This window comes from Zestomonas ipomoeae (genome assembly GCF_057128665.1).
Map to the genome: position 1 here is coordinate 1 of NZ_JBSKHQ010000010.1, position 22,546 is coordinate 22,546.

The 22,546-nt window shown below is 66.2% G+C and carries 19 protein-coding genes; 12 read left to right on the plus strand and 7 right to left on the minus strand.

Annotated elements, in window-relative coordinates; all coding sequences use genetic code 11:
- Nucleotides 1-285: 285 nt before the first annotated feature.
- Nucleotides 286-1,728 carry a glucose-6-phosphate dehydrogenase gene (gene zwf / locus ACWKV7_RS12370; RefSeq protein WP_483857977.1) on the minus strand — a complete coding sequence of 481 codons (1,443 nt, stop codon included), beginning with the start codon at nucleotides 1,726-1,728 and terminating at the stop codon, nucleotides 286-288.
- A gap of 104 nt (nucleotides 1,729-1,832) precedes the next feature.
- Here zwf and hexR point away from each other — a divergent pair, with 104 nt between their 5' ends.
- The 3 genes from hexR (at nucleotide 1,833) to ACWKV7_RS12385 (ending at nucleotide 3,286) form a co-directional block, all read left to right on the plus strand.
- Nucleotides 1,833-2,699 carry a transcriptional regulator HexR gene (hexR, locus tag ACWKV7_RS12375; protein WP_483857978.1) on the plus strand — a complete coding sequence of 289 codons (867 nt, stop codon included), beginning with the start codon at nucleotides 1,833-1,835 and terminating at the stop codon, nucleotides 2,697-2,699.
- Between the two features lie 19 nt (nucleotides 2,700-2,718).
- Nucleotides 2,719-3,003 (plus strand): YceK/YidQ family lipoprotein, encoded by a 285-nt coding sequence (locus ACWKV7_RS12380; protein WP_483857979.1) that lies wholly within the window; start codon nucleotides 2,719-2,721, stop codon nucleotides 3,001-3,003.
- 109 nt (nucleotides 3,004-3,112) lie between these two features.
- Nucleotides 3,113-3,286: a PA3496 family putative envelope integrity protein gene (locus ACWKV7_RS12385; RefSeq protein WP_483857980.1), complete on the plus strand. Its 174-nt coding sequence runs from the start codon at nucleotides 3,113-3,115 to the stop codon at nucleotides 3,284-3,286.
- Here ACWKV7_RS12385 and ACWKV7_RS12390 read toward each other — a convergent pair.
- Nucleotides 3,264-4,226 (minus strand): LysR family transcriptional regulator, encoded by a 963-nt coding sequence (locus ACWKV7_RS12390; RefSeq protein ID WP_487249210.1) that lies wholly within the window; start codon nucleotides 4,224-4,226, stop codon nucleotides 3,264-3,266. The genes ACWKV7_RS12385 and ACWKV7_RS12390 overlap by 23 nt on opposite strands.
- Before the next feature lie 197 nt (nucleotides 4,227-4,423).
- On the opposite strand from ACWKV7_RS12390, the gene ACWKV7_RS12395 reads away from it, so the two are divergent.
- The 5 genes from ACWKV7_RS12395 (at nucleotide 4,424) to ACWKV7_RS12415 (ending at nucleotide 9,657) form a co-directional block, all read left to right on the plus strand.
- Entirely contained in the window at nucleotides 4,424-5,839 is a 1,416-nt protein-coding gene (locus tag ACWKV7_RS12395; protein WP_483857981.1) for an acetyl-CoA carboxylase biotin carboxylase subunit, read from the plus strand.
- A 15-nt stretch (nucleotides 5,840-5,854) separates the two neighbouring features.
- Nucleotides 5,855-7,660: a sodium-extruding oxaloacetate decarboxylase subunit alpha gene (gene oadA / locus ACWKV7_RS12400; RefSeq protein ID WP_483857982.1), complete on the plus strand. Its 1,806-nt coding sequence runs from the start codon at nucleotides 5,855-5,857 to the stop codon at nucleotides 7,658-7,660.
- Between the two features lie 55 nt (nucleotides 7,661-7,715).
- Nucleotides 7,716-8,657: a sodium-dependent bicarbonate transport family permease gene (locus tag ACWKV7_RS12405; RefSeq protein WP_483857983.1), complete on the plus strand. Its 942-nt coding sequence runs from the start codon at nucleotides 7,716-7,718 to the stop codon at nucleotides 8,655-8,657.
- Between the two features lies 1 nt (nucleotide 8,658).
- Nucleotides 8,659-8,961: a P-II family nitrogen regulator gene (locus tag ACWKV7_RS12410; RefSeq protein WP_483857984.1), complete on the plus strand. Its 303-nt coding sequence runs from the start codon at nucleotides 8,659-8,661 to the stop codon at nucleotides 8,959-8,961.
- A gap of 171 nt (nucleotides 8,962-9,132) precedes the next feature.
- Nucleotides 9,133-9,657: an REP-associated tyrosine transposase gene (locus tag ACWKV7_RS12415; protein ID WP_483857985.1), complete on the plus strand. Its 525-nt coding sequence runs from the start codon at nucleotides 9,133-9,135 to the stop codon at nucleotides 9,655-9,657.
- 101 nt (nucleotides 9,658-9,758) lie between these two features.
- Here ACWKV7_RS12415 and ACWKV7_RS12420 read toward each other — a convergent pair whose 3' ends face one another.
- The 4 genes from ACWKV7_RS12420 to ACWKV7_RS12435 form a co-directional block, all read right to left on the minus strand.
- Complete coding sequence (locus ACWKV7_RS12420) at nucleotides 9,759-10,154, minus strand: hypothetical protein (protein WP_483857986.1); 396 nt, start codon at nucleotides 10,152-10,154, stop codon at nucleotides 9,759-9,761.
- 214 nt (nucleotides 10,155-10,368) lie between these two features.
- On the minus strand, nucleotides 10,369-11,043 hold the full coding sequence (locus tag ACWKV7_RS12425) for a GNAT family N-acetyltransferase (protein WP_483857987.1): 675 nt from the start codon (nucleotides 11,041-11,043) through the stop codon (nucleotides 10,369-10,371).
- A gap of 15 nt (nucleotides 11,044-11,058) precedes the next feature.
- Entirely contained in the window at nucleotides 11,059-11,505 is a 447-nt protein-coding gene (locus tag ACWKV7_RS12430) for an N-acetyltransferase family protein (protein WP_483857988.1), read from the minus strand.
- A 31-nt stretch (nucleotides 11,506-11,536) separates the two neighbouring features.
- On the minus strand, nucleotides 11,537-12,166 hold the full coding sequence (locus ACWKV7_RS12435; RefSeq protein ID WP_483857989.1) for an FMN-binding negative transcriptional regulator: 630 nt from the start codon (nucleotides 12,164-12,166) through the stop codon (nucleotides 11,537-11,539).
- 121 nt (nucleotides 12,167-12,287) lie between these two features.
- Between ACWKV7_RS12435 and pdxR the strand changes: the two genes are divergently transcribed.
- The gene (gene pdxR / locus ACWKV7_RS12440) at nucleotides 12,288-13,739 is read left to right on the plus strand and encodes a MocR-like pyridoxine biosynthesis transcription factor PdxR (RefSeq protein WP_483857990.1); all 1,452 of its coding nucleotides are present in this window, start codon (nucleotides 12,288-12,290) and stop codon (nucleotides 13,737-13,739) included.
- Between the two features lie 9 nt (nucleotides 13,740-13,748).
- On the opposite strand, the gene ACWKV7_RS12445 is transcribed toward pdxR, so the two are convergent.
- A complete protein-coding gene (locus ACWKV7_RS12445) occupies nucleotides 13,749-14,309 on the minus strand; it encodes a hypothetical protein (protein WP_483857991.1) in 561 nt (186 codons plus the stop codon).
- A 154-nt stretch (nucleotides 14,310-14,463) separates the two neighbouring features.
- On the opposite strand from ACWKV7_RS12445, the gene recC reads away from it, so the two are divergent.
- The 3 genes from recC to recB all read left to right on the plus strand — a co-directional run bounded on the left by recC (nucleotide 14,464) and on the right by recB (nucleotide 22,521).
- The gene (gene recC, locus ACWKV7_RS12450; protein ID WP_483857992.1) at nucleotides 14,464-17,760 is read left to right on the plus strand and encodes an exodeoxyribonuclease V subunit gamma; all 3,297 of its coding nucleotides are present in this window, start codon (nucleotides 14,464-14,466) and stop codon (nucleotides 17,758-17,760) included.
- Between the two features lie 142 nt (nucleotides 17,761-17,902).
- A complete protein-coding gene (locus ACWKV7_RS12455; protein WP_483857993.1) occupies nucleotides 17,903-18,994 on the plus strand; it encodes a Fic family protein in 1,092 nt (363 codons plus the stop codon).
- Nucleotides 18,991-22,521, plus strand: a complete 3,531-nt coding sequence (gene recB, locus ACWKV7_RS12460; protein WP_483857994.1) for an exodeoxyribonuclease V subunit beta — start codon at nucleotides 18,991-18,993, stop codon at nucleotides 22,519-22,521. Before ACWKV7_RS12455 ends, recB begins: the two co-directional genes overlap by 4 nt.
- Nucleotides 22,522-22,546 lie beyond the last annotated feature (25 nt).

Sequence of the window (22,546 nt, forward strand, 5' to 3'; positions counted from 1 at the left end):
GGCATGGGTGCTCTCCTTTGCCTTGGTAGTGGACCTTGACCGGTCCGGGAGCCCAGGAGAGAGCCATTTCCGTGCCAGAAGCAGCAACGCTAATTAAATCAGCTAGTTAGAGTGACCGAAATAGCAGGGACGGTCACGTTGTGCGGTAATGCACTGAAAAGTGAGCAAAAAGTTGCGCAGTGCTGCGCAACTTTTTGCGCACTGGCCTGTAGGTCTCTCCTGGCGGGGGATGCAGCCATTCGCCCACAGGGTTATCCACAGATTGCTGCGCAACAAGTTGCACAGCTACTCATGCCAGGCACGGCCGCGCTGCTCCAGCAGGGCATGGGCCTGTTCCGGCCCGTTGGAGCCTGCCGGGTAAGGGCGTGGACGCTGATAGTGGGCGTGCCAGCCCTGGATGATGGGGTCGACCCAGCGCCAGGCGGCCTCTACTTCATCGCGGCGCATGAACAGCGTCGAGTCGCCTTCGACGATGTCCAGCAGCAGCCGCTCGTAGGCATCCCAGCGGCGCTTCTTGCTGAAGGCATGGGCAAGGTCCAGGTCCAGCTCCACCGGCGCCAGGCCCATGCCTTTGCCCGGCGACTTGGCCATCAGTTGCAGGCTGATGCGCTCCTCCGGTTGCAGGCGGATCAGCAGGCGATTGGCCTCGCCGCCATTGAACAGCCGATGGGGTACCGGTTTGAACTGGATGACGATCTCCGAGCTCTTCTTGGCCAGGCGCTTGCCGGTGCGCAGGTAGAAGGGCACGCCGGCCCAGCGCCAGTTGTCCACTTCGGCCTCGAGGGCGACGAAGGTTTCGGTGTCGCTGTCGTTGTCGACGTTCTGCTCGAAATAGTAAGCCGGCACGTCCTGGCCACCGATCTGGCCGGCGCTGTACTGGCCGCGCACGGTCTTGTCGCGCACATCCTGGCCGGTGATGGGCTTCAGCGCCTCCAGCACCTTGAGCTTTTCATTGCGCACCGATTCGGCATCGAAGCGCACCGGCGCTTCCATCGCCACCAGGCAAAGCAGTTGCAGCAGGTGGTTCTGGATCATGTCGCGCATGGCGCCGGAGTGGTCGTAGTAGCCGCCGCGATTCTCCACGCCGAGGGTTTCGCAGACGCTGATCTGTACGTGGTCGACATGGCCGGCGCGCCAGATCGGCTCGAACAGCGCGTTGGCGAAGCGCAGGGCCATGAGGTTCTGCACGGTTTCCTTGCCCAGGTAGTGGTCGATGCGGAAGATCTGCCCTTCGGCGAAGTGGGCGCCGATGGCCCGGTTGATTTCCTGGGCCGACTGCAGCGACTGGCCGATGGGCTTTTCCAGCACGATGCGCGTGTTGTCGCCAGCCAGGCCGGCGGTATGCAGGTAGGTGGCAATGTCTTCGAACAGGCTGGGGGCGGTGGCCAGGTAGTAGACACGGCCGCGTTGGCAGCCATCGCCCAGATGGCGCGCCAGGCGGCTGTAGTCGGCGCTCTGACTGGCATCCATGGCCAGGTAGTCGAGGCGTTCGGCGAAGCCTTGCCAGGTCGTGACGTCGAAGTTGGCCTTGGCTACCTGTGCCCGGCAATGCCGCTCGGCCAGGGCGCGATAGGCATCGCGCGCCAGGGTTTTGCGAGCCAGGGCGAGGATGCGCATGTCGGCCGGCAGCCGGCCGTCGCGGTGCAGGTGATAGAGCGCCGGCAGCAGCTTGTGCAGGGCCAGGTCGCCGGTGCCGCCGAATACCAGCATGTCGCAGGGAGAGGTCATCCGCGCACTCCGTAGGTCGTTTATTGGGCGGCGGCAGCATCCATGTAGTATAACTACAAGCACGCTACAGCCTGCCCAATCGATCATAACCCGAGTCCTTGCCTGTGAATCTGCTGCAACACATCGCCCAATCGCGCCATCTGCTACGCAAGTCGGAACTCAAGGTGGCCGACCATGTGCTGCTCGACCCGGCGGCGGTGATGCACAGCTCCATGGCCGACCTGGCCCATGACGTCGGTATCAGCGAGCCGACCATCGTGCGCTTCTGTCGGGCCATCGGTTGCACCGGATTCCAGGATCTCAAGCTCAAGCTGGCGCAGAGCCTGGCGGCCGGCGCCAGCTTCGGCCAGTTCGCCATTCATGAAGACGATTCGGTCGCCGATTTCAGCCTGAAGATTTTCGATACCACGCTGCACACGCTGATAGAGGTCCGCGAAAAGCTCGATCCGGTGGCGCTGGAAAAAGCCATTGCCGCCTGCGCCCGGGCCCAGCGTGTGGAGTTCTACGGCTTCGGTGCGTCCGGCGCGGTGGCGGCCGATGCCCAGCACAAGTTCTTCCGCTTGCTGCTGACCGCTGCCGCCTATTCGGACCCGCACATGCAGGCGATGAGCGCGGTGACGCTCAAGCCCACCGACGTGGCCATCTGCATTTCCCAGTCGGGTCGTTCCAAGGATCTGCTGATCACCGCCAACCTGGTGCGCGAAGCCGGCGCCTGCCTGATCACCCTGTGCCCGAGCCAGACGCCGCTGGCGGAGCTAGCCACGGTCAACCTGGCCATCGATGTGCAGGAAGACACCGAGATCTACACCCCGCTGACCTCGCGCATCGCCCATCTGGTGGTGATCGATGTGCTCGCCATGGGCGTAGCCATGGCCCGTGGGCCGACGCTGGTCAATCACCTGAAGAGCGTGAAGCGCAGCTTGCGCAGTCTGCGCCTGTCGCCGAAGTCGGTGAAGGTGCAGGAGGAGTAGGAAGCAAGTGGAGTCAGGGATGAAGGGTATTTTAAAAGGCTGCCTATGGGCTGCGGTTGCGCTATCGTTCGTGGGGTGTGGCACGGTAGTCACCCGCTTGGGCAATGACCGTCGCGCCGATTACTACCCGGCGACGCTTTCGATGGTCAAACTGGCGGGAGACCCTTGGTGCTGGGCGCTGATCGTCTGTCCGGTGTTGCTTGTGCCTACGCCGGTAGATATGGCCTTGGATACCGTGCTGCTGCCAGCGGATGCCTTTCGCGCTTATAGCCGCTCTCGGGAGAAGCGCGCGAACGATCAGTAGATCGTTCTTCCCGCGCGGTTGATTTTCACGTCAGCTTCATGGCTCCGCCTTCAAAGCGTCATCCCCCAGGAGAATGCTGGTACTCCCGCACTCGACCTGGGAGACCGCCATGTCACGCCATGAACAGCCTGTCCACGATGCGAAGTACAAGCGCCAACAGAAAGACGAGCGGCGCATGCGCTTTCGCCGCGCCATCGAGAACTATGATGACCAGCGCGAACTGCATCGGCAGTTGGCCGATTTTCCCGAGTTGATCGGTCCTAGCTATCGGCTGACGGCCTGAGCTGCGCTCCGGCGAAGCGTTCCGCCAGGCGGGCGATCTGTGCCCGTTCCTGGCGGATGAAGCCGAGGAAGGCCTGGGCCACCGGGCTCAGGCGCTTGTCCTTGGTATGCACCACGCACCAGCTGCGGTAGAGCGGCAGCTCCGCCACCGGCAGTTCCCGCAGCAGGCCGTTACGCAGTTCCAGGCTCACCGTGTGGCGTGGCAGCAGCGCCAGGCCGAGGCCGGCGAGCACCCCTTCCCGTTGGGACTCCAGCGAACCCAGTTCGAGGGTATGGGCGAAGTGCGCGCGCTTCTGGTGGCAATACTCCTCGCAGGCCTTGCGGGTGCCCGAGCCGGGCTCGCGCACCAGCAGCGGGTAGGCGGTGAGGTCCTGCAGGGTCAGGTTTTCGCGCTGGCAGAGCGGGTGCTCCGGCGGTGCCACGGCGACGATGGGGTTGTTCAGGAACGGCAGGAAGTCCAGCGGCGGGTCGCTTGGCACCTGGGACATGATCAGCAGGTCGTCGCGACTGACGCTGAGTCGGCGCATGGCCTGGGCGTGGTTGACCACCACCAACTGCAGGCTGACCTCAGGGTGTTGGCGGCGAAAGGCAGCGAACAGGTGCGGCAGCACGTACTTGGCGCTGGACTCTACCGCCAGGCTCAATTGCCCCTGCAGCGACCCCTGCAGGTCGGACAGCTGCATGTCGAGGTTTTCCAGGCGCCCGAAGATGTCCTCGCTGGTCTTCAGCAGCGCTTCGGCGGCCTCGGTCAGGTAGAGCTTCTTGCCCAGGTACTCGAACAGCGGCTGGCCGACCAGCTCCTCCAGTTGGCGAATCTGCAGGCTGACCGCTGGCTGGGTCAGTGCCATCTCGTCGGCGGCGCGGCTGTAGGAGCGGCTGTCGCACACCGCGCGAAAGACTTGCAGCTGGCGTAATGTCATACGCATCAATGACTTGCGCATGTCTTTCCTCCGACTGTGGCACGGCGTTGGGGCTTCTTTCGGACGATCATAAGCTTTAGCTAATGGCTAACCCAATAAATATTAATTTTGGTTAATCCGCATGGAGCGCTAGGGTAAAAGCACGACTGGCGCCTTGACGCCGGTCATGTGTCGACCGGCTTGCCGGTTTGCTTGCCCACTGGTCGAGGACGACAGTTGTGATCAAGAAAATCCTGATTGCCAACCGCGGAGAGATCGCCGTTCGCATCGTGCGCGCCTGCGCCGAGATGGGCATCCGCTCGGTGGCCGTCTATTCCGAAGCCGACCGCATGGCTCTGCATGTGAAGCGCGCCGACGAGGCCCACAGCATTGGCGACGATCCGCTGGCCGGTTACCTGAACCCGCGCAAGCTGGTGAACCTGGCGGTGGAAACCGGCTGCGACGCCCTGCATCCGGGCTACGGCTTCCTGTCGGAGAATGCCGAGCTGGCGGAAATCTGCGCCGAGCGCGGGATCAAATTTATCGGCCCCTCCGCCGAGGTGATTCGCCGTATGGGCGACAAGACCGAGGCGCGGCGCAGCATGATCAAGGCCGGCGTGCCGGTCACGCCCGGTACCGAAGGCAACGTCGCGAGTATCGAGGAAGCCCTGCGCGAAGGCGATCGCATCGGTTATCCGGTGATGCTCAAGGCCACCTCCGGCGGCGGCGGTCGCGGCATTCGTCGCTGCAATAGCCGCGAGGAGCTGGAACAGGCCTACCCGCGGGTGATTTCCGAGGCGACCAAGGCCTTCGGCTCGGCGGAAGTCTTCCTGGAAAAATGCATCGTCAATCCGAAGCACATCGAGGCGCAGATCCTCGCCGACAGCTTCGGCAACACCGTGCACCTGTTCGAGCGCGATTGCTCGATCCAGCGGCGCAACCAGAAGCTCATCGAGATCGCCCCCAGCCCGCAGCTGACCCCCGAGCAGCGCGCCTACATCGGCGACCTTGCCGTGCGTGCCGCCCAGGCAGTGGGTTACGAGAACGCCGGTACCGTGGAGTTCCTGCTCGCCGAGGGCGAGGTGTACTTCATGGAGATGAACACCCGGGTGCAGGTGGAGCACACCATCACCGAGGAAATCACTGGCATCGACATCGTGCGCGAGCAGATCCGCATTGCTGCCGGCCTGCCGCTGTCGGTGAAGCAGGAGGACATCATCCACCGCGGCTTCGCCCTGCAGTTCCGCATCAACGCCGAGGACCCGAAGAACAACTTCCTACCCAGCTTCGGCAAGATCACCCGCTACTACGCCCCCGGTGGCCCCGGTGTGCGCACCGACACGGCGATCTACACCGGCTACACCATTCCGCCGTACTACGACTCGATGTGCCTGAAGCTGATCGTCTGGGCGCTGACCTGGGAAGAGGCGATGGACCGCGGCCTGCGTGCGCTCGACGACATGCGCGTGCAGGGCGTGAAGACCACCGCGCCCTACTACCAGGAAATCCTGCGCAACCCGGAATTCCGCAGCGGCCAGTTCAACACCAGCTTCGTCGAGAGCCATCCGGAACTGACCGAATATTCGATCAAACGCAACCCGTCGCACCTGGCCATCGCCATCGCCACTGCCATCGCAGCCCACGCTGGCCTGTAAGGGAAGGATCAGAACATGACCAAGAGAATCACCGTCACCGATACCATCCTGCGCGACGCCCACCAGTCGCTGCTGGCCACGCGCATGCGCACCGAAGACATGCTGCCGATCTGCGACAAGCTCGACCGGGTCGGCTACTGGTCGCTGGAAGTCTGGGGTGGCGCCACCTTCGACGCCTGCATCCGCTTCCTCAAGGAAGACCCCTGGGAGCGTCTGCGCAAGCTCAAGGCCGCGTTGCCCAATACCCGCCTGCAGATGCTGCTGCGCGGGCAGAACCTGCTCGGTTACCGGCACTACAGCGACGACGTGGTGCGCGCCTTCGTCGCCAAGGCGGCGGTCAACGGCATCGACGTGTTCCGCATCTTCGACGCGATGAACGACGTGCGTAACCTGCGCGTGTCCATCGAAGCGGTGAAGGCCGCCGGCAAGCATGCCCAGGGCACCCTCAGCTACACCGTCAGTCCGGTGCACACGGTGGAGGCCTACGTGAAGCAGGCCAAGGCCATGCACGCGATGGGCGTCGATTCCCTGGCAATCAAGGACATGGCCGGCCTGCTGACCCCGTTCGCCACCGCCGAGCTGGTCAAGGCATTGAAGGCCGAGGTCGACCTTCCAGTGTTCATCCACAGCCACGACACCGCCGGCATGGGCGCCATGTGCCAGCTCAAGGCCATCGAGGCCGGAGCCGACCATATCGATACCGCCATCTCCAGCATGGCCTGGGGTACCAGCCACCCGGGCACCGAGTCGATGGTCGCCGCCCTGCGCGGCAGCGAGTACGACACCGGCCTGGACCTGGAACTGCTGCAGGAGATCGGCCTGTACTTCTACGGCGTGCGCAAGAAATACCACCAGTTCGAGAGCGACTTCACTGCCGTGGACACCCGGGTGCAGGTCAACCAGGTGCCGGGCGGCATGATGTCCAACCTGGCGAACCAGCTGAAGGAGCAGGGCGCGCTGGATCGCATCGACGAGGTCTTCGCCGAGATTCCGCGGGTGCGCGAGGACCTGGGCTTTCCGCCCCTGGTCACCCCGACCTCGCAGATCGTCGGTACCCAGGCGGTGTTCAACGTGCTCGCCGGCGAGCGCTACAAGACCATCACCAACGAGGTGAAGCTGTATCTGCAGGGCCGCTACGGCCAGGCGCCGGGCAAGGTGAACGAGCAGCTGCGCAAGCAGGCGATCGGCAGCGAAGAGGTGATCGACGTGCGGCCGGCCGACCTGATCAAGCCGGAAATGGCCAAGCTGCGCGAGGAGATCGGCGCGGTGGCCAAGTCCGAGGAGGACGTGTTGACCTATGCGATGTTCCCCGACATCGGGCGCAAGTTCCTCGAGGAGCGCGCCGCCGGCACCCTGACCCCCGAACCGCTGCTGCCGATTCCCGATGGCAGCCAGGCGGCCGCCGTCGGCGAGGGCGTGCCTACCGAGTTCGTGGTCGACGTGCACGGCGAGAGCTACCGGGTCGACATCACCGGCGTCGGCATCAAGAGCGACGGCAAGCGCCACTTCTACCTGTCCATCGACGGCATGCCGGAGGAGGTGGTGTTCGAGCCGCTCAACGCCTTCGTCGCCGGCGGTGGCGACAAGCGCAAGCATGCCAGCGCGCCGGGCGATGTCAGCACCAGCATGCCGGGCAATATCGTCGATGTGCTGGTCAAGGTCGGTGACCGCGTCAAGGCCGGCCAGGCGCTGCTGATCACCGAGGCGATGAAGATGGAGACGGAGGTGCAGGCGCCGATCGGCGGTACGGTCAAGGCCATTCATGTGGCCAAAGGTGACCGGGTGACCCCTGGCGAAGTCTTGATCGAGATTGAAAGTTGAATCTAGCAGTCCCCTGGGAGCCGTAAGGCTCCCTTTTTTTAACTGGAGGTAAGCGATGGGCCTGGACCCGGTAGTACTGTTCTTCGTCTTCGGCTTGTTCGCCGGCTTGATGAAGAGTGAATTGAAACTGCCCCCGGCGTTGTACGAGACGCTGGCCATCGTGCTGTTGCTGGCCATCGGCCTGCATGGCGGAGTGGAACTGGCCGAACAGGCCAGCGCGCAATTGCTGGGCCAATCGGCGCTGGTGCTGGCGCTGGGTATCTGCCTGCCGTTACTGGCCTTCGGCCTGTTGCGCGGGCTGCGCTTCGACCGCATCAACGCGGCGGCGGTGGCCGCGCACTACGGTTCGGTGAGCGCCGGTACCTTCGCCGTGGTGGTGGCCTACATGGTCTCGCGGGAGATCGCCTTCGAGAGCTACATGCCGCTGTTCGTGGCGATCCTCGAGGTTCCGGCGATCCTGGTCGGCATTATCCTGGCCAAGGGCATCAGCCGCGATACCCAGTGGGGCGAGCTGGGCAGGGAAATCTTCCTCGGCAAGAGCATCATGCTGCTGCTCGGCGGCATCGTCATCGGCGCGATTGCCGGCAAGGAAGCGATCAAGCCGCTGGAGCCGCTGTATACCAGCATGTTCAAGCCGGTGCTGGCGTTCTTCCTGCTGGAAATGGGCCTGATTGCCTCCGGCCAGCTCGGCTCGCTCAAGCAGTTCGGGGTGCGCCTGGCGGCGTTCGCCTTGCTGATGCCGCTGCTCGGTGCGCTGATCGGTGCCTTGCTGGCCCGCTTCATGGGGCTGTCGCTGGGTGGCACGGCAATGCTCGCCACCCTGGCCGCCTCGGCTTCCTACATCGCCGTGCCGGCGGCGCTGCGCCTGGCCTTGCCCCAGGCCAACCCCTCGCTGTCGCTGACCGCCTCGCTGGGTATCACCTTCCCGTTCAACATCCTGATCGGCATTCCGCTTTACCATGAGCTGGCCGAACGACTGATCGCCTGGGGGCTCTGAGATGAACGTACACACCCGCACCTTGCTGACCGTGATCTGCGAGGCCGCCCTGGAAAAGAAACTGGAGTCGGACCTGGAGGCGCTCCGTGCGCCCGGCTGGACCATCTCCGATGCCCGCGGCCGTGGTGGTCGCGGCGTACGCAGCGCCGGCTGGGACACCGAAGGCAATATCCGCCTGGAAGTGATCTGCGCCCGCGAGTTGGCCGAGCGTATCGCCCACCACCTGCAGGAGCACTATTACGCCAACTACGCGATGGTCTGCTACCTGGCCGAGGTGGAAGTGCTCAGGCCGGAGAAGTTCTGAGGATTCCCGGATAGCGCGGGTGGCTATCCGGGCTGTGCTCTCAATGGGAGGCGCGGTACTGCCGGCGCAGCGTCTATCCGGACTACGTTTCGGTGTGGTTTCGGTAGCCCGGATAAGCCTTGGCGCAATCCGGGGCAGGTGCGGCGAGACATAACCAACAAGGAGGTCGGCATGGTCAATTACCGGCGGACTCGCCTGGCGGGTGGCAGCTATTTCTTCACCCTGACCTTGAAGGACCGTCGTAGCGACCTGCTTATCCGACATATCGCGCTGTTGCGTGAAGCCTTGCGTCGAGTAAAGCAACGTAACCCTTTCGAGCTACTGGCGGTAGTGATCCTGCCGGACCATCTGCACCTGCTCATGCAATTGCCTGAAGGCGACAGTAACCACTCGGCGCGGTTGCGCGATTTCAAGGCATCGTTCGTCAAGGCGCTAGGTGCCGCCGGCGAGCCGATAGAGCTTGACGCCCGGAGCGGTGCGGCTATCTGGCAGTCCCGCTTCTGGGAGCATGCGATTCGCGACGAGCGGGATTTGGCGACCCATATCGATTACATCCATTTCAATCCTGTGAAACATGGGCTTGTGAAGTGGGTAGCCGATTGGCCGTACTCGAGCTTCCACCGGTTTGTCAGGCAGGGGCTGTTGCCACTGGATTGGGGTGGAGGTGGCGGGATGGAGATCGCGGGTGACGACTAGGACGCCGTTCCCGGATTGCGCTGGCGCTTATCCGGGCTACGACAGTAGGCGAATCGTAGCCCGATATGCCCGGCGCAATCCGGGAAGGTAACTGGCAGCCGTCAGTGGGAGGCGCGGTACTGCCGGCGCAGTTCGCGCTGGTCTTCGGGGGTGCAGGCCAGCGGCTCGGGGCCGGTCAGGTCGAAGCAGCGCTGGCCGAAGCCCATCGGCCAATAGGCGATCGCTACCGGGGGCCAGAAGATCGAGGCGACGCGAAAGCGCGCGCGCAACGTGCCGCGCTGCAGCAGTTCACCGTTTGTGTTGCTCAGGGTATAGGGGATGCCGCGGGTGGCGCGCCAGGCGAACGGGCGGGTTTTCACCAGGCCCTGGGAGAACTGTTGCGGCCGCTCATAGACGGCCACCTGGGTATTTTCCGGCAGCTTGAAGTAGGCCTTGGTAGAGCAGCCGCTGACGGCGATGGCGAGCACCAGAAGGCTCGCAGTGCGTTTCAACATCATCGATTCGGTCCTTGGGGTGACGCCCAGGGCGCAGGCCGCGCCCCGTGAAGCGGGCGGCACTATACCTTGCGAAAGCGATGCTGGCGAAACAATGGCGCCGAACGGCTGGGGGCTTGTGGTGCCGATGGTTGTTGGGCTTCGCTTCGCTCAACCGCAACCTACATCGGAGTCATCGCAGGTTGGCGTTGAGCTTGCGAAGCCCAACGCCTGGAACCTAACCGCGCAGCTCGGCCAGGGCCCGGTGCTGTCGTCCCTGGCTGTCGAAGTTCTCCGCCGCCAGCCAGTGCACGAACGCCTGGCGCCGTGCCGGCCACTCATGGTCGAGCAGGGAAAACCAAGCGGTGTCGCGGTTGTGGCCCTTGATCACCGAGTGCTGGCGGAACACGCCTTCGAAGCTGAAGCCGAAGCGTTCGGCGGCGCGTTTGGAGCGGGCATTGGCGTCGTTGCATTTCCATTCCAGCCGGCGATTGCCGAGAACGAAGGCCAGGTCGGCAAGCAGGAACACCGCCTCCGTGGCGCGTGGCGTTTGCTGCATGGCGCGGCCGAAGGCGACGTGGCCGATCTCGATGCAGCCATGGTCCGGCACGATATTCAGGTAGCTGAGCAGGCCCTGGGCCTGGCCGCTGGCGCGGTCGAGCACAGCGAAGAACAGCGGGTCGGTCGCGGCGGCGTTGGCGGCCAGCCAGGCGTCGAAGTCGCTGCGCCGTTGGAACGGGCCGTAGGGCAGGTAGTCCCACAGCAGCGGGTCGGCATCCGGCCCTTGCAGGCACAGCCACAGGTCGTCGCCGTGGCGGGCCGGGTCGAGCGGCTCCAGGTCCACGTAGCGGCCGTCGAGCCTGTGGCGTGGCGGCGGGTTGGCGGGTTGCCAGTCGGGCAATGGGTGGCTCATGTCGTCTTCCTTGGGCTAAAGGCTGTGGGTGTATTGCACGAAGCCTGAACGCTTGGCGATGCGGTCGTAGAGCCGCATGGCGGTGTGGTTGTTTTCCTGGGTCAGCCAGTGCACCCGCGTGCCGCCGGCGCGGCGGGCCTCGGCGTAGACATGCTCGATCAGGGCGCGGCCGGTGCCGCCGCCGCGTGCCTCGGGGCTGACGAACAGATCCTGCAGGTAGCAGCTATGGGCGGTGAGCCAGTTGGAGCGATGGAAAATCCACTGCACCAGGCCGACGGCCTGGCCGTCGCGCCAGGCCAGCGCGGCGTGGGTCGGCTCGGTCGGGTCGAGAAAGCGTTGCCAGGTACTAGCGGTGGTTTGCGCCGGCAGTTCGCTGGCATAGAAGTGCAGGTACGCCTGCCAGAGCGGCAGCCAGGCGGCGTGATCGGCCGCGCTGACGGGGCGGATGTCGAGGGTCGGCATGGGCATTCTCCTTTGGTTCGAGCTACGGGGTTCAGCGCAGGTTGTCCATCAGCCGCGCCACGTCTTGTTCGCTCGCGCTGCGGCTCGCCAGCGCGTCGCGAACGCCGGCGCGGTTGTCCGCTGGCTGGTTCTGGCTCATTTTCGCCTTGCCGGCGAGGCGCTCGATCGGCAGCTCGAAGCCGACGATGGCGCGCAGCAGGGCGTCGAGGTAATCGGCGGGCGCCTCGTCCAGTGACCAGGGCTGCGCCTGGCCGCGTTCGTGGTGGGCGCTGAGGCGGCTGAGCAAATCGCGCAGGCGCGCCGGCTCGTCGAACGTTTCGGCGCGGCCCCAGGCCTGCACGCTGACGTAGTTCCAGGTCGGCACCGCCTTGTGGTCGCGGGCCTTGCTCGGGTAATAGCCGGGGCTGACGTAGGCCGAGGGGCCGGGGAAGATCACCAGCGCCTCGGCACCAGCGGCCAGCTCGCGCCATTGCGGGTTGGCCCGGGCGAAGTGGCCGCGCAGCGTGCCCTTTTCGCCCGCAGCGGGGTCGAGCAGCAGTGGCAGGTGGCTGGCCTGCAGGCCGCATTCGCCCTGGGTCACCAAAGTCGCCAGCGGCGTGCGCTCGATCTGCGCGTGCAGCTCGGCGAGGTCGTCGATGCGAAAGGCGGCGGGTGAGTACATGGCGTTTCTCCTCAGCGATGGCAGCATGCTAGGCGGGCTATTGGTCCTTTGTAAGAGCCATTCATGGTCATTTCGAAAGGTCCAATTTATGCTGGCCTTCTCTCCATCCTGGCTGCCGTCCATGACCAGCAAACCGCCCTTGTCGCTCGATCCCGCCGGCTTTCGCCTCGACCCGCGCCAGGGCCTGGCCCGCCAGCTCTACCAGGCCCTGCGAGAACGCATTCTCGACGGCCGAATGGCCAGCCGCATGCGCCTGCCGGCCAGCCGCGAACTGGCCGAAGCGCTCGGTATCTCGCGCAATACTGTGGTGCGTGCTTACGACCAGCTCTATGCCGAGGGCTACATCGACGGGCGCATCGGCGATGGCACCTACGTCGCCGAACTGGGCGGCGGCGTGCCGGCGGTACTGCCACCGGCAACCCAGGCGCGGATTCCCCAGCCGCTGCAAGCGCGCTTGCAGGCGCACGGGCCGGATGCCCCGCGTGAAGGCCAGCCGCGGGCGTTCCGTCTCGGCCTGCCGGCCCTCGACCTGTTCCCCTTCGACGTCTGGGCGCGCTTGCAGGCGCAGTTCTGGCGCGCGCCTGCGCTGGAATGTCTGGGCTATGGCGAGGCCACTGGCGAGCCGCGCCTGCGGGAAATGATTGCCGCCTATCTGCGCAACGGCCGTGGCCTGCGCTGTACCCCCGAGCAGGTGTTGATCACCAGCGGCGCGCAGCAGGCCATCAGCCTCTGCGCCCAACTGCTGTTGCAGGCCGGCGACGGCGTGGTCCTGGAGAACCCGTGTTACCGCTCTGCGGCCCAGACCTTTGCCGTTGCCGGGGCGCGCTTGTGTGGCGTCGCGGTGGATCAGGAAGGCCTGGATACCCGCCAGTTGGCGGGTTTGCGTGACTGCCGGCTGGCCTACGTGACGCCATCGCACCAGTATCCGAGCGGCGTCACCCTGTCCCTGGCGCGGCGCCTGGAGCTGCTCGACTGGGCCGAACGCGAGCAGGCCTGGATCGTCGAGGACGACTACGACGGCGAGTACCGCTACAGCGGCACGCCCCTGGCACCGCTGGCCTCGCTCGACCGCCAGGGCCGCGTGCTCTACGTCGGCACCTTCTCCAAGGTGATCTTTCCCGCCCTACGCCTGGGCTACCTGGTGGTGCCGCCGGCACTGGTCGAGCCGCTGGCGCAACTGCGCACGCTGAACATGCGTCACTCGGAAATCGGCACCCAGGCGGTGCTCGCCGAGTTCATCGCCCGCGGACACTTCCAGCGGCACATCCGCCGCATGCGCCGCGCCGCCCGTTTGCGTCGCGATGTGCTGCTGCGCCACTGGCCCGCCGCCGAGGCCGGCGTGGCGCTACCGGAAGTGCAGGCCGGCCTGCATGTCTGCGTGCCGCTGGACAGCCTGGCCCGCGAGCGTGAGCTGGTGGGCAAGGCCGCCGCCGTCGGCGTCGAGCTGAGTGCGCTGAGCGGCTACTGCCTGGCCGGCTCGACGCCCCGCGCCGGGCTGGTACTGGGATTCGCCGGGATCGACGAGGCACAGATCACCGAGGCCCTGGCCAAATTGCGGCGGGCCTGGCGGTGAATGGGCGATTTAGGAAACGAACAGCGTCTCGATCCAAACCAGCCTCCAGCCAAGAAGGTCTCGTTTCAGGTAGGCGAGGTGGCCGCCACCGCAGGTGGGACCACATTCCATGTGGTAGTAAACCAAGGCTTGATCGGTGTTCTTGTTGAAGCCAACTCTGGAAAGGCTCATCAGGTTCTGCGCATGTGGATGAGCGCGATAGAAGCGTTGCCAGCCACGTGCTATCCCATCGCCCTGGAACAGCCTGCGTAGTTCGCCGTTCGATAATGTGGTCAGGTTCTCCCGCGTGGGCATAGGCGCCGAAGTGGGCGTTGTGTTCATCGCAACGAGGGATGCTTTGGCTTGTTCGAGCACGTCGGCCTCATAGCTAAAACGCCCGATGGCTTGCTCTTTGTCCTGCATGGGGACTGTCAGGTCCCTGACCAACATGGGTTTTGCGGCGGGGTTCAGGTATTCGAAGAGGGTCCGATACACCTCGCGCTCTTCGGTGATCGGCTCGCGTGGCTGGGTACAGGCCGCGAGCAAAAAGCAAACGCCTAGCATCAGGCAGAGACATCGAAAGTGGGGCATGTTTGGCCTGTCTTGGTTGGGCAGTGCAGCATGCTTGCTTCCCAGATCTGCCTGCAAGTTCGCTAGCCAGCGCCCGGCGCTGGCGTAATGCCCGCAGGCATCGCGCCGCCGGCCTGTTAACCTTGCTCTCTATCGATCCCGCCACGGCTGCCCGATGCTCAACCTCTACCACGCTCCCGACCTGGAAACCCTCGGCGCGCTGGCCACCACACTGTTGGCCCAGCCGCTGCGGGAGCCGCTCGCACCGGCGCTGGTGGTGGTACCGAGCCAGGGCATGGGCCGCTGGTTGACCCTGGAGCTGGCCCGCGAGCAGGGCATCGCCATGCAGATCGAGGTGCAGTTGCCGGCGCGTTTCGTCTGGGAGCTGGCGCGCACGGTGCTCGGCCAGTTGCCGGAGCAATCCGCCTTCGCCCCGGCGAGCCTCACCTGGCGCCTCTACGACTGGCTGTGCGAGCCGGCCAATCTCGACCGTGCGCCACGCCTGGCGCACTACCTTGAGGGCGGCGACGAGCGCCGGCGGTTGTCGCTGGCGGCGAAGATCGCTGACGTCTTCGACCAGTACCTGCTGTATCGCGACGACTGGCTGGCGGCCTGGGAGCGTGGCGAGCGGCTCGACCTCGGCGCCGACGAGGAATGGCAAGCGCTGCTCTGGTACGAGCTGACCGCCGATGGCCACCCGCATCGCGCCCGCCTGCTGGAAGAGCTGCTGCGCCGCCTGTACAGCGCCGAACCCATCGTCGGGCTGCCCGAGCGGCTGCTGGTGTTCGGCATCAGCAGCCTGCCACCGCACCACCTGCGGGTGCTCGACGGCCTGGCCCGGCACATCGACGTGGTGATCTGTGCCCTCAACCCCTGCCGCGAAGCCTGGGGCGAGATCCGCGACATCCGCGAGCTGGCCCGGCAGCCCGAGGTGAGCCAGGACGACTGGTACCTCGACGTCGGCCACCCGCTGCTGGCCAGCCTCGGCAAGCAAGGCCGCGATTTTTTCGACAGCCTGTTCAGCCTCGAGGGCAACGAGACCGGTCTCTATTCCGAAGACGCCGATCTGCACGACAGCAGCCTGTTGCGCGCCTTGCAGAACGACATCCTGCGCCTGCGCACCCGTGCCCCGGACGAGCGACTGCCGTTGCGCGCCGACGACCGTTCGCTGGAGCTGCACATCGCCCACTCGCCACTGCGCGAAGTGGAAATTCTCCATGATCAGTTGCTCGCCCGCTTCCAGGCCGATTCCACGCTCAGCCCCGACCAAGTGGTGGTGCTGACCCCGGATATCGAGCGTTACGCGCCCTATATCGAAGCGGTGTTCGCCGCCCGCGACGGCACCGCGCGCATTCCCTACAGCCTGGCCGATCGCAGCCTGCGCGCGGAAGTCCCGTTGATCGAAGCCTTTCTCGGCCTGCTGGCATTGCCGGAAAGCCGGTTCACTGCCGAGGAAATCCTCGGCTGGCTGGAGCAGCCGGCCATCGCCGCGCGCGTCGGCATCGATAGCGACGACCTGCCGCTGCTGCGCGACTGGCTGCGCGACGCCGGCGTGCGCTGGGGGCGTGACGGCCTGCACCGAGCCGAACTCGGCCTGCCGGCGGATACCGCTTTCACCTGGCGCCAGGGGCTGGATCGCCTGCTGCTGGGCTTTGCCGCACCGCCGCAACTGGCCGGCGAAGACGCCCCGCTGCTGGGCGATAGCTGGCCGCTGGATGCCGTGGAGGGCGCGCGCGGGCAGTTGCTCGGCCGCCTCGCCGGATTCGTCCAGCGCCTGGCCGGGTTCGCCGAAGAGCTGGCGCGGCCCCGTGCTTTGGCAGGCTGGGCCGAGTGCCTGCAAGGGCTGATCGATACTCTGTTCGACGAGCGCAGCGCTGGCGAAACCCTGTTGCTGCTGTCCAAGGCCTGCGCCGCGCTGCGCGAACAGGGCGGGGCGGCCGGCATTGAGCGACCGCTGCCGCTGGCGCTGGTGCGCCAGCAACTGACCGCCGCGCTGGAGCAGGGCGGTGGGGCTAGTGGCTTTCTCACCGGCGCGGTGACCTTCTGCACCATGGTGCCGATGCGCAGCCTGCCGTTCCGCCTGGTCTGTCTGCTCGGCCTGGACGATGGCGCCCTGCCGAGGCGCACGCCGGCGGCCGGCTTCGACCTGATCGCCCGTAATCCCCGCCGCGGCGATCGCGCCCGGCGGCTGGACGATCGCTACCTGCTGCTGGAAACCTTGCTCAGTGCCCGCGATACGCTCTATCTCAGCTACGTCGGTCGCGACCCCCGGGACAATGCCGTGCTGCCGCCGTCGGTGCTGGTCAGCGAAATCCTCGAGGCGGTGGACCTCACCGCATCCGTAGAGGCGGATTCAGTCGCCAGCACGGACCCAGGCGGGCGAATGAATTCGTCCCTGCCGGCCAGCGCCAGGCTGACCATCGCCCACCCGCTGCAGCCCTTCGCCCCCGGCAACTTCGAGGGGGGTGTACGCAGCGGTTTTTCCGCCCCCTGGTTCCGCGCCGCCCGGCGCCTGGCCGGGCCGCCGGCCAGCCCCGAGCCGTTCGCCAGCCGCTTGCCGGCACCGGACGAAGATTGGCTCACCGTCGAGCCCTCGCTGCTGCTGCAATGCTTCCGTCACCCGGCGCGCTTCCTGCTCGAACAGCGCCTCGGCCTGCGCCTGCCGGAAGCCGAGGAAGCGCTGGCCAGCGACGAACCCTTCGCCCTCGAAGGGCCGGCCTGGCGCGGCCTGCGCCAGCTGGCACTGGAAGCCTTGGAGCGCGACTGGAGCCAGGAGCAGGAACGTCGCGTCGCCTGTGCCGCCGGCTGGCTGCCGCCGGGCGAACTGGGCCAGGCGCTGTGGGGCAAACTGCGTGGCCCGGTGCGCGCCTTTGCCCCGCGCCTGTTCGAGGCCCGTCCGGACGAGGTGCCGCAGCCGCTGCTGGTGGATCTCCAGCTGGCCGGCGTACGCGTGCATGGCTGGCTGGACGGCGTGACCTCCCAGGGCCTGTTCGGCTGGCGGCTGAACCGCCTTGGCGAATGGGACCTGGCGCCGTTCTGGCTGCGTCACCTGCTGCTGAACCTGGCGGCCGGCGCCGACGTGCGGCGCGATAGCCTGCTGCTGTCGCCGGCCGGCGACTGGCAGCTAGGCCCTTTGAGCGATGCCGCCGGCCTGCTGGAACCCTGGCTCAGCGCCTATAAGGACGCCCTTTGCGAGCCACTGCCGCTGCTGACCAAGAGCAGCTACGCCTTCGCCCAGGCCCTGCACGCCCCCAGTTCCCGCAGCAAGAAGGACCCACGCGAAGCCGCCCGCGACAAAGCCCGCGTGACCTGGGAGGGCACCGACTTCGGCCCCGCCGGCGAGTGCCAGGACGCCTGGTACGCCCTGGCGTTCCGCGATCTCGACCCGCTGGACGAGCGCTTCGAAGCGCTGGCCGAGCAATTGTTGCTGCCGGCGTTCGAGGCATTGGCCGCTAACGGTGGGGAAGACTAGCCGCGGTCGTGTATCAAAATTCGCCGATTCCTATACCTGTGCTCAGGAACGTTTATAGGAAAGGCCAGTTTTCTATACATTTGCAGTCTCGAATGTATAAAAAATTGTTCATTCCTAACCGATGAGCCGCCAGGTGCGCTGAATGCCCGAATTATTACCCTTGCAACGGCTGGACCCCTCGCGCTTCGAAACGCGAGCGATCCTCAAGAAGCTGAACTCAGCCAGCCGCATGCTGGCGGAGCTGAAGGGCGTGGCATCGTCGATCCCGCACCAAGGGATCCTCATCAATACCCTGGGCATGCAGGAAGCGAAGGACAGCTCCGCCATCGAGAACATCGTGACCACCCACGATGACTTGTTTCGAGACGATGCGTTTCCCGATTCCAGGGCCAATCCGGCTGCTAAAGAGGTGCTGCGCTACAGGCAGGCGCTGTACGTGGGGTTTGCCTCCGTGCTGAAGACCGGCCTGCTGACGACAAACCAGATCCTGGAAATCCAGGCGGTTCTGGAGCGCAACAACGCCGGGCTGCGTCGTCTTCCCGGTACGACGCTGAAGGATGGGGTTGGCAGGGTGGTCTACACGCCACCACAGTCGGTCGAGGTAGTCGTTCGCCTGATGCGCGACCTGGAGCAGTTCATCAATGACAACGACTGCTTCGATGCCGACCCTCTGATAAAAATGGCCTTGGTCCATCATCAATTCGAAAGCATTCATCCCTTTTACGATGGCAATGGCCGAACCGGGCGCATCATCAACGTTCTCTATTTGCTCAAATGCGGGCTGCTAGATATCCCGGTGCTTTATCTGAGTCGCTACATCGTCAGTCACAAGGCCGACTACTACCGGCTGCTGCAAGCGGTGCGGGATGACGACGCCTGGGAGGAGTGGGTTCTATTCATGCTGGGGGCCATCGAAGAGACGGCGCGGCAGACAATCGGGACCGTCGAGGAGATCAAGGCGGCGCTGCTCGATTACAAGCATCGCATCCGGGCGCGGCATAAGTTCTACAGTCAGGATCTGATCAATAACCTGTTCAGTCATCCTTACACCAAGATCGAATTCATCATGCGCGATCTGAAGGTCTCCCGTCTCACGGCCACTCGCTACCTCAACGAGCTGGCGGACTCGGGCTTTGTCGAGAAGCGCAAGATCGGGCGCTCCAACTACTACAGCAACCTCGCGCTCAGCACGATCCTGACCGGGGAAGACCTTCGGACCGGGAGCGAGGGGTGAGCCTCGACCTGCTCACCTCGCCCTTCACCGGTCGTTCGCTGATCGAAGCCAGCGCCGGTACCGGCAAGACCTGGACGCTCACCGCGCTCTACGCCCGCTTGCTGCTGGAGCGCCAGCTCTCGGTCGGGCAGATTCTGGTGGTGACCTACACCACGGCCGCCACCGCCGAGTTGCGCGAGCGCATCCGCGCGCGGCTGGCGGAGCTGCTGGCGGTGTACGAGGGCACGCCGAGCGGAGATGGCTTGCTCACCCGCCTGCATGCCCGATATCCCGGCGAGGATGCCCATCGGCGCCTGCTGCTGGCGGTGCACGGCTTCGACGAGGCGGCGATCTTCACCATCCATGGCTTCTGCCAGCGTGCCTTGCAGGATGCGGCGTTCGAGGCCGGTGGCGATTTCGACAGCGAGCTGGCCAGCGACGACCGCGAGGTGCTCGATGCGCTGCTTACCGACGCCTGGCGCCACGAGCTGGCCGAGGCCGATCCGGCCTGGGCGCGCTTCCTGGCCAAGCAGCGCATCACCCCGACCTGGCTGCGCCAGCGGCTGCGCGGCCACCTGGGCAAGCCCTACCTGCGCATCGAACCGCGTGATGAGCTGGCGGAGGCCGACCTGTCCGCCGCCAGCGTCGCCTGGGAGCGGGCCGCCGCGCTATGGCGCAGTGCCGGCTACGCCTGGGTCGAGGAGCTGGGCGAGCACGGCGGGCTCAGCCAGACCACCCACAAGCTGGACAAATTCCCGCTCTGGTCCAGCGAGCTGGATGCCTATTTCGCCGATCCGGCGGCCTTGTTCGATCCGCCCCAGGCGCTGGAGAAGCTTGGCATCCAGGCCCTGGCCAAGGCCTGCAAGAAGGGCTTCGACGCGCCGGCTTGCGCGCTGGCGCAGGCACTGGACGACCTGCGCGAGGCGCTGGCCGAGGCCATTCCCGCCGGCGAGCGGCGGCTGATCGCATTGCAAGTGCGCCTGCTCGACCAGCTCAACCGCGAGCTGCCGGCGCGCAAGGCGGCCCAGCGCATCCTTGCCTTCGACGACCTGCTCAATCGCCTCGACGAGGCCCTGCAGGGTCCGGCTGGCGACGAGCTGGCGGCGACCCTGCGCGAGCGCTATCCGCTGGCGCTGATCGATGAGTTCCAGGACACCGATCCGGTCCAGTACGCCATCTTCAGCCGCATCTATCGGAATGAAGGCGACCTGTGTTTCGTCGGCGATCCCAAGCAGGCCATCTACGCCTTCCGTGGCGCCGATCTGGCGACCTATCTCAAGGCCCGCGACGAGGCGGCGCGGCGCTACGACCTGCCCTTCAACTACCGCTCGACGCCCGCGCTGATCGCCGCGCTCAACCGGCTGTTCGACCGCCCGCGGCCGTTCGCCGAGCCCGGCCTCGACTACCCGCCGGTCAAGCCGGGCGAGAAGGCACGGGCGACGCTGGTGTTGCCGGAGCGCGAAGCGCCACTGGCGCTGGTCTGGCTCGGCGATGAGGCGATGGGTAAGGGCGAGGCCGGGCGCCTGGCCGCCGTCGACACGGCGCGGCGCATCGCCGCCATCCTCGCTGCCAGCGGCAAAGGCCGCGCCTATTTCGAACAGAACGGTCAGCGTAACCCGCTCAAGGGCGGCGATATCGCCGTGCTGGTAGCCAGCCACCGGCAGGCCGCCGAGATCGCCGCCGAGCTGACGGCTCGCGGCGTGCCCAGCGTGCGCCGTGGGCGCGACAGTGTCTGGCACAGCGAGGAGGCCGAGGAGCTGGCCGCCGTGCTCGCCGCCTACGCCGAGCCGGGCCGTGAAGGGCTGCTGCGCTACGCCCTGGCCACCCGCCTGCTGGGCCGCGATGCCGTGCAACTGGCGCGCTGCCAGGATGACGAGCTGGCCTGGGATGCCGAGCGCGAAGCGGCAGAGAAATACCACCAGCTCTGGCAGCAGCAGGGCTTCATGCGCGCCTTTCGCGCCTGGCTCGACGAGCAGGCAGTGGCCGAGCGGCTGCTGGCGCTGCCCGATGGCGAGCGGCGGCTGACTAACCTGCTGCACCTGGCCGAGCTGCTGCAGAGCGAAAGCCTGCAACGGCCTGGCCTGGAGCCGCTGCTGGCCTGGTTCAATCTCCAGCGCGGCAGCGACGGCATGGGCGACGAAGCGCTGCTGCGCCTGGAAAGCGATGCCGAGCGGGTGCAGATCGTCACCGTGCACACCAGCAAGGGCCTGGAGTACCCCCTGGTGTTCTGCCCCTATCTGTGGGACGGCGGCCTGCTGCGCAAGGACGAAGACATCACCTGCCACGCCGACGACGGCACGCCGCTGCTCGACCTGGGCAGCGCCGCGTTGGACGACAACCGTCGCCGCGCCCGCCAGGAACGCTTCGCCGAGCGCCTGCGCCTGGCCTATGTGGCACTGACCCGTGCCCGCGACCGGCTCTGGCTGCACTGGGGCCCGGTGGCCCTGCCCAAGGCCAAGAAGGATGGCGAGCTGCCCGAGGATGGGCTGCACAGCAGTGCCCTGGCCTGGCTGCTGCATGGCCGCCACCTGGGAGGCGAAGACGCCCTTGCCGAGCTGGCCGAGCACCTGGCGCGCAGCGACGCAGCCGCACTGCGCGGCGAGTTGGATGCGCTGAGCGCCGGCAGCGACGGCACCATCGACCGCTTGCCCCTACTGGACCGCGAAGCCAGCGCCCAGGGCCAGACCCGCGCCGTGCCGCCGGCCGAGCTGTCGCAGCTGCAACGCGGCCTGCACAGCGCCTGGCGCATCGGCAGCTTCTCCGGCCTGGCCGCCGGTGTGCACATGGAGGCGCCGGACCGCGACAACCTGGCCATGCCCGACGCCAGCGAGCCGGGCGCCGGCTTCTTCGCCTTTCCCCGTGGCGCCCGCGCCGGCACCTGCCTGCACGCCATCCTCGAAGACTGGGCGCGCGGCAAGGGCAGCCTGGACGAACTGGTGGCGCCTGCGCTGCGCGATCATGGCCTACCGGAAGAATGGGCTCCGCTGGCTAGCGCGCATCTGCAGCGCGTGCTGGAAACCGACCTGAATGGCCAGGGCCTGTGCTTGTCCACCCTCGCGCCGACCCGGCGCCTGCCGGAACTCGGCTTCACCTTCCCGGTGGCCAACCTGGACGTGCAGCGCCTGCGCGCGATCCTCTGCGATCCCGCCCACGGCCTGGCCGAACCGCTGCGCGAAGCCGCGGCGCGGCTGGAGTTCGACAGCCTGCGCGGCTTCCTCAAGGGCTTCATCGACCTGACCTTCGAGCATGCCGGGCGCTGGTACATCGCCGACTACAAATCCAACTGGCTCGGCCCGGATGCCAGCCACTACGGCGGCGAGCGGCTGTTGCAGGCCCTGGCCGGCGAGCACTACTACCTACAATTCCTCATCTACCTGGTTGCGCTGCGGCGCTTCCTGCGCCAGCGCCTGGCGGACTTTGCCGACGAGCAATTGGGCGGCGCCTACTACCTGTTCCTGCGCGGCATGCCCGATGCCGGCGTCTACTTCGCCCGTCCGGCCGACAGCCTGCTGGATGCGCTGGACCGGCTGTTCGAGGAGGGCGCGTGAAGAGCATCTCGCTCCGACAGGAGGG

Bases quoted from the DNA above. Each gene is read 5' to 3' on its own strand.
- zwf (WP_483857977.1), bottom strand. From the start codon at position 1,728: ATGACCTCTCCCTGCGACATGCTGGTATTCGGCGGCACCGGCGACCTG.
- ACWKV7_RS12380 (WP_483857979.1), top strand. From the start codon at position 2,719: ATGAAGGGTATTTTAAAAGGCTGCCTATGGGCTGCGGTTGCGCTATCG.
- ACWKV7_RS12385 (WP_483857980.1), top strand. From the start codon at position 3,113: ATGTCACGCCATGAACAGCCTGTCCACGATGCGAAGTACAAGCGCCAA.
- ACWKV7_RS12390 (WP_487249210.1), bottom strand. From the start codon at position 4,226: ATGCGCAAGTCATTGATGCGTATGACATTACGCCAGCTGCAAGTCTTT.
- oadA (WP_483857982.1), top strand. From the start codon at position 5,855: ATGACCAAGAGAATCACCGTCACCGATACCATCCTGCGCGACGCCCAC.
- ACWKV7_RS12405 (WP_483857983.1), top strand. From the start codon at position 7,716: ATGGGCCTGGACCCGGTAGTACTGTTCTTCGTCTTCGGCTTGTTCGCC.
- ACWKV7_RS12410 (WP_483857984.1), top strand. From the start codon at position 8,659: ATGAACGTACACACCCGCACCTTGCTGACCGTGATCTGCGAGGCCGCC.
- ACWKV7_RS12415 (WP_483857985.1), top strand. From the start codon at position 9,133: ATGGTCAATTACCGGCGGACTCGCCTGGCGGGTGGCAGCTATTTCTTC.
- ACWKV7_RS12420 (WP_483857986.1), bottom strand. From the start codon at position 10,154: ATGATGTTGAAACGCACTGCGAGCCTTCTGGTGCTCGCCATCGCCGTC.
- ACWKV7_RS12425 (WP_483857987.1), bottom strand. From the start codon at position 11,043: ATGAGCCACCCATTGCCCGACTGGCAACCCGCCAACCCGCCGCCACGC.
- ACWKV7_RS12430 (WP_483857988.1), bottom strand. From the start codon at position 11,505: ATGCCGACCCTCGACATCCGCCCCGTCAGCGCGGCCGATCACGCCGCC.
- ACWKV7_RS12435 (WP_483857989.1), bottom strand. From the start codon at position 12,166: ATGTACTCACCCGCCGCCTTTCGCATCGACGACCTCGCCGAGCTGCAC.
- pdxR (WP_483857990.1), top strand. From the start codon at position 12,288: ATGACCAGCAAACCGCCCTTGTCGCTCGATCCCGCCGGCTTTCGCCTC.
- ACWKV7_RS12445 (WP_483857991.1), bottom strand. From the start codon at position 14,309: ATGCCCCACTTTCGATGTCTCTGCCTGATGCTAGGCGTTTGCTTTTTG.
- recC (WP_483857992.1), top strand. From the start codon at position 14,464: ATGCTCAACCTCTACCACGCTCCCGACCTGGAAACCCTCGGCGCGCTG.
- ACWKV7_RS12455 (WP_483857993.1), top strand. From the start codon at position 17,903: ATGCCCGAATTATTACCCTTGCAACGGCTGGACCCCTCGCGCTTCGAA.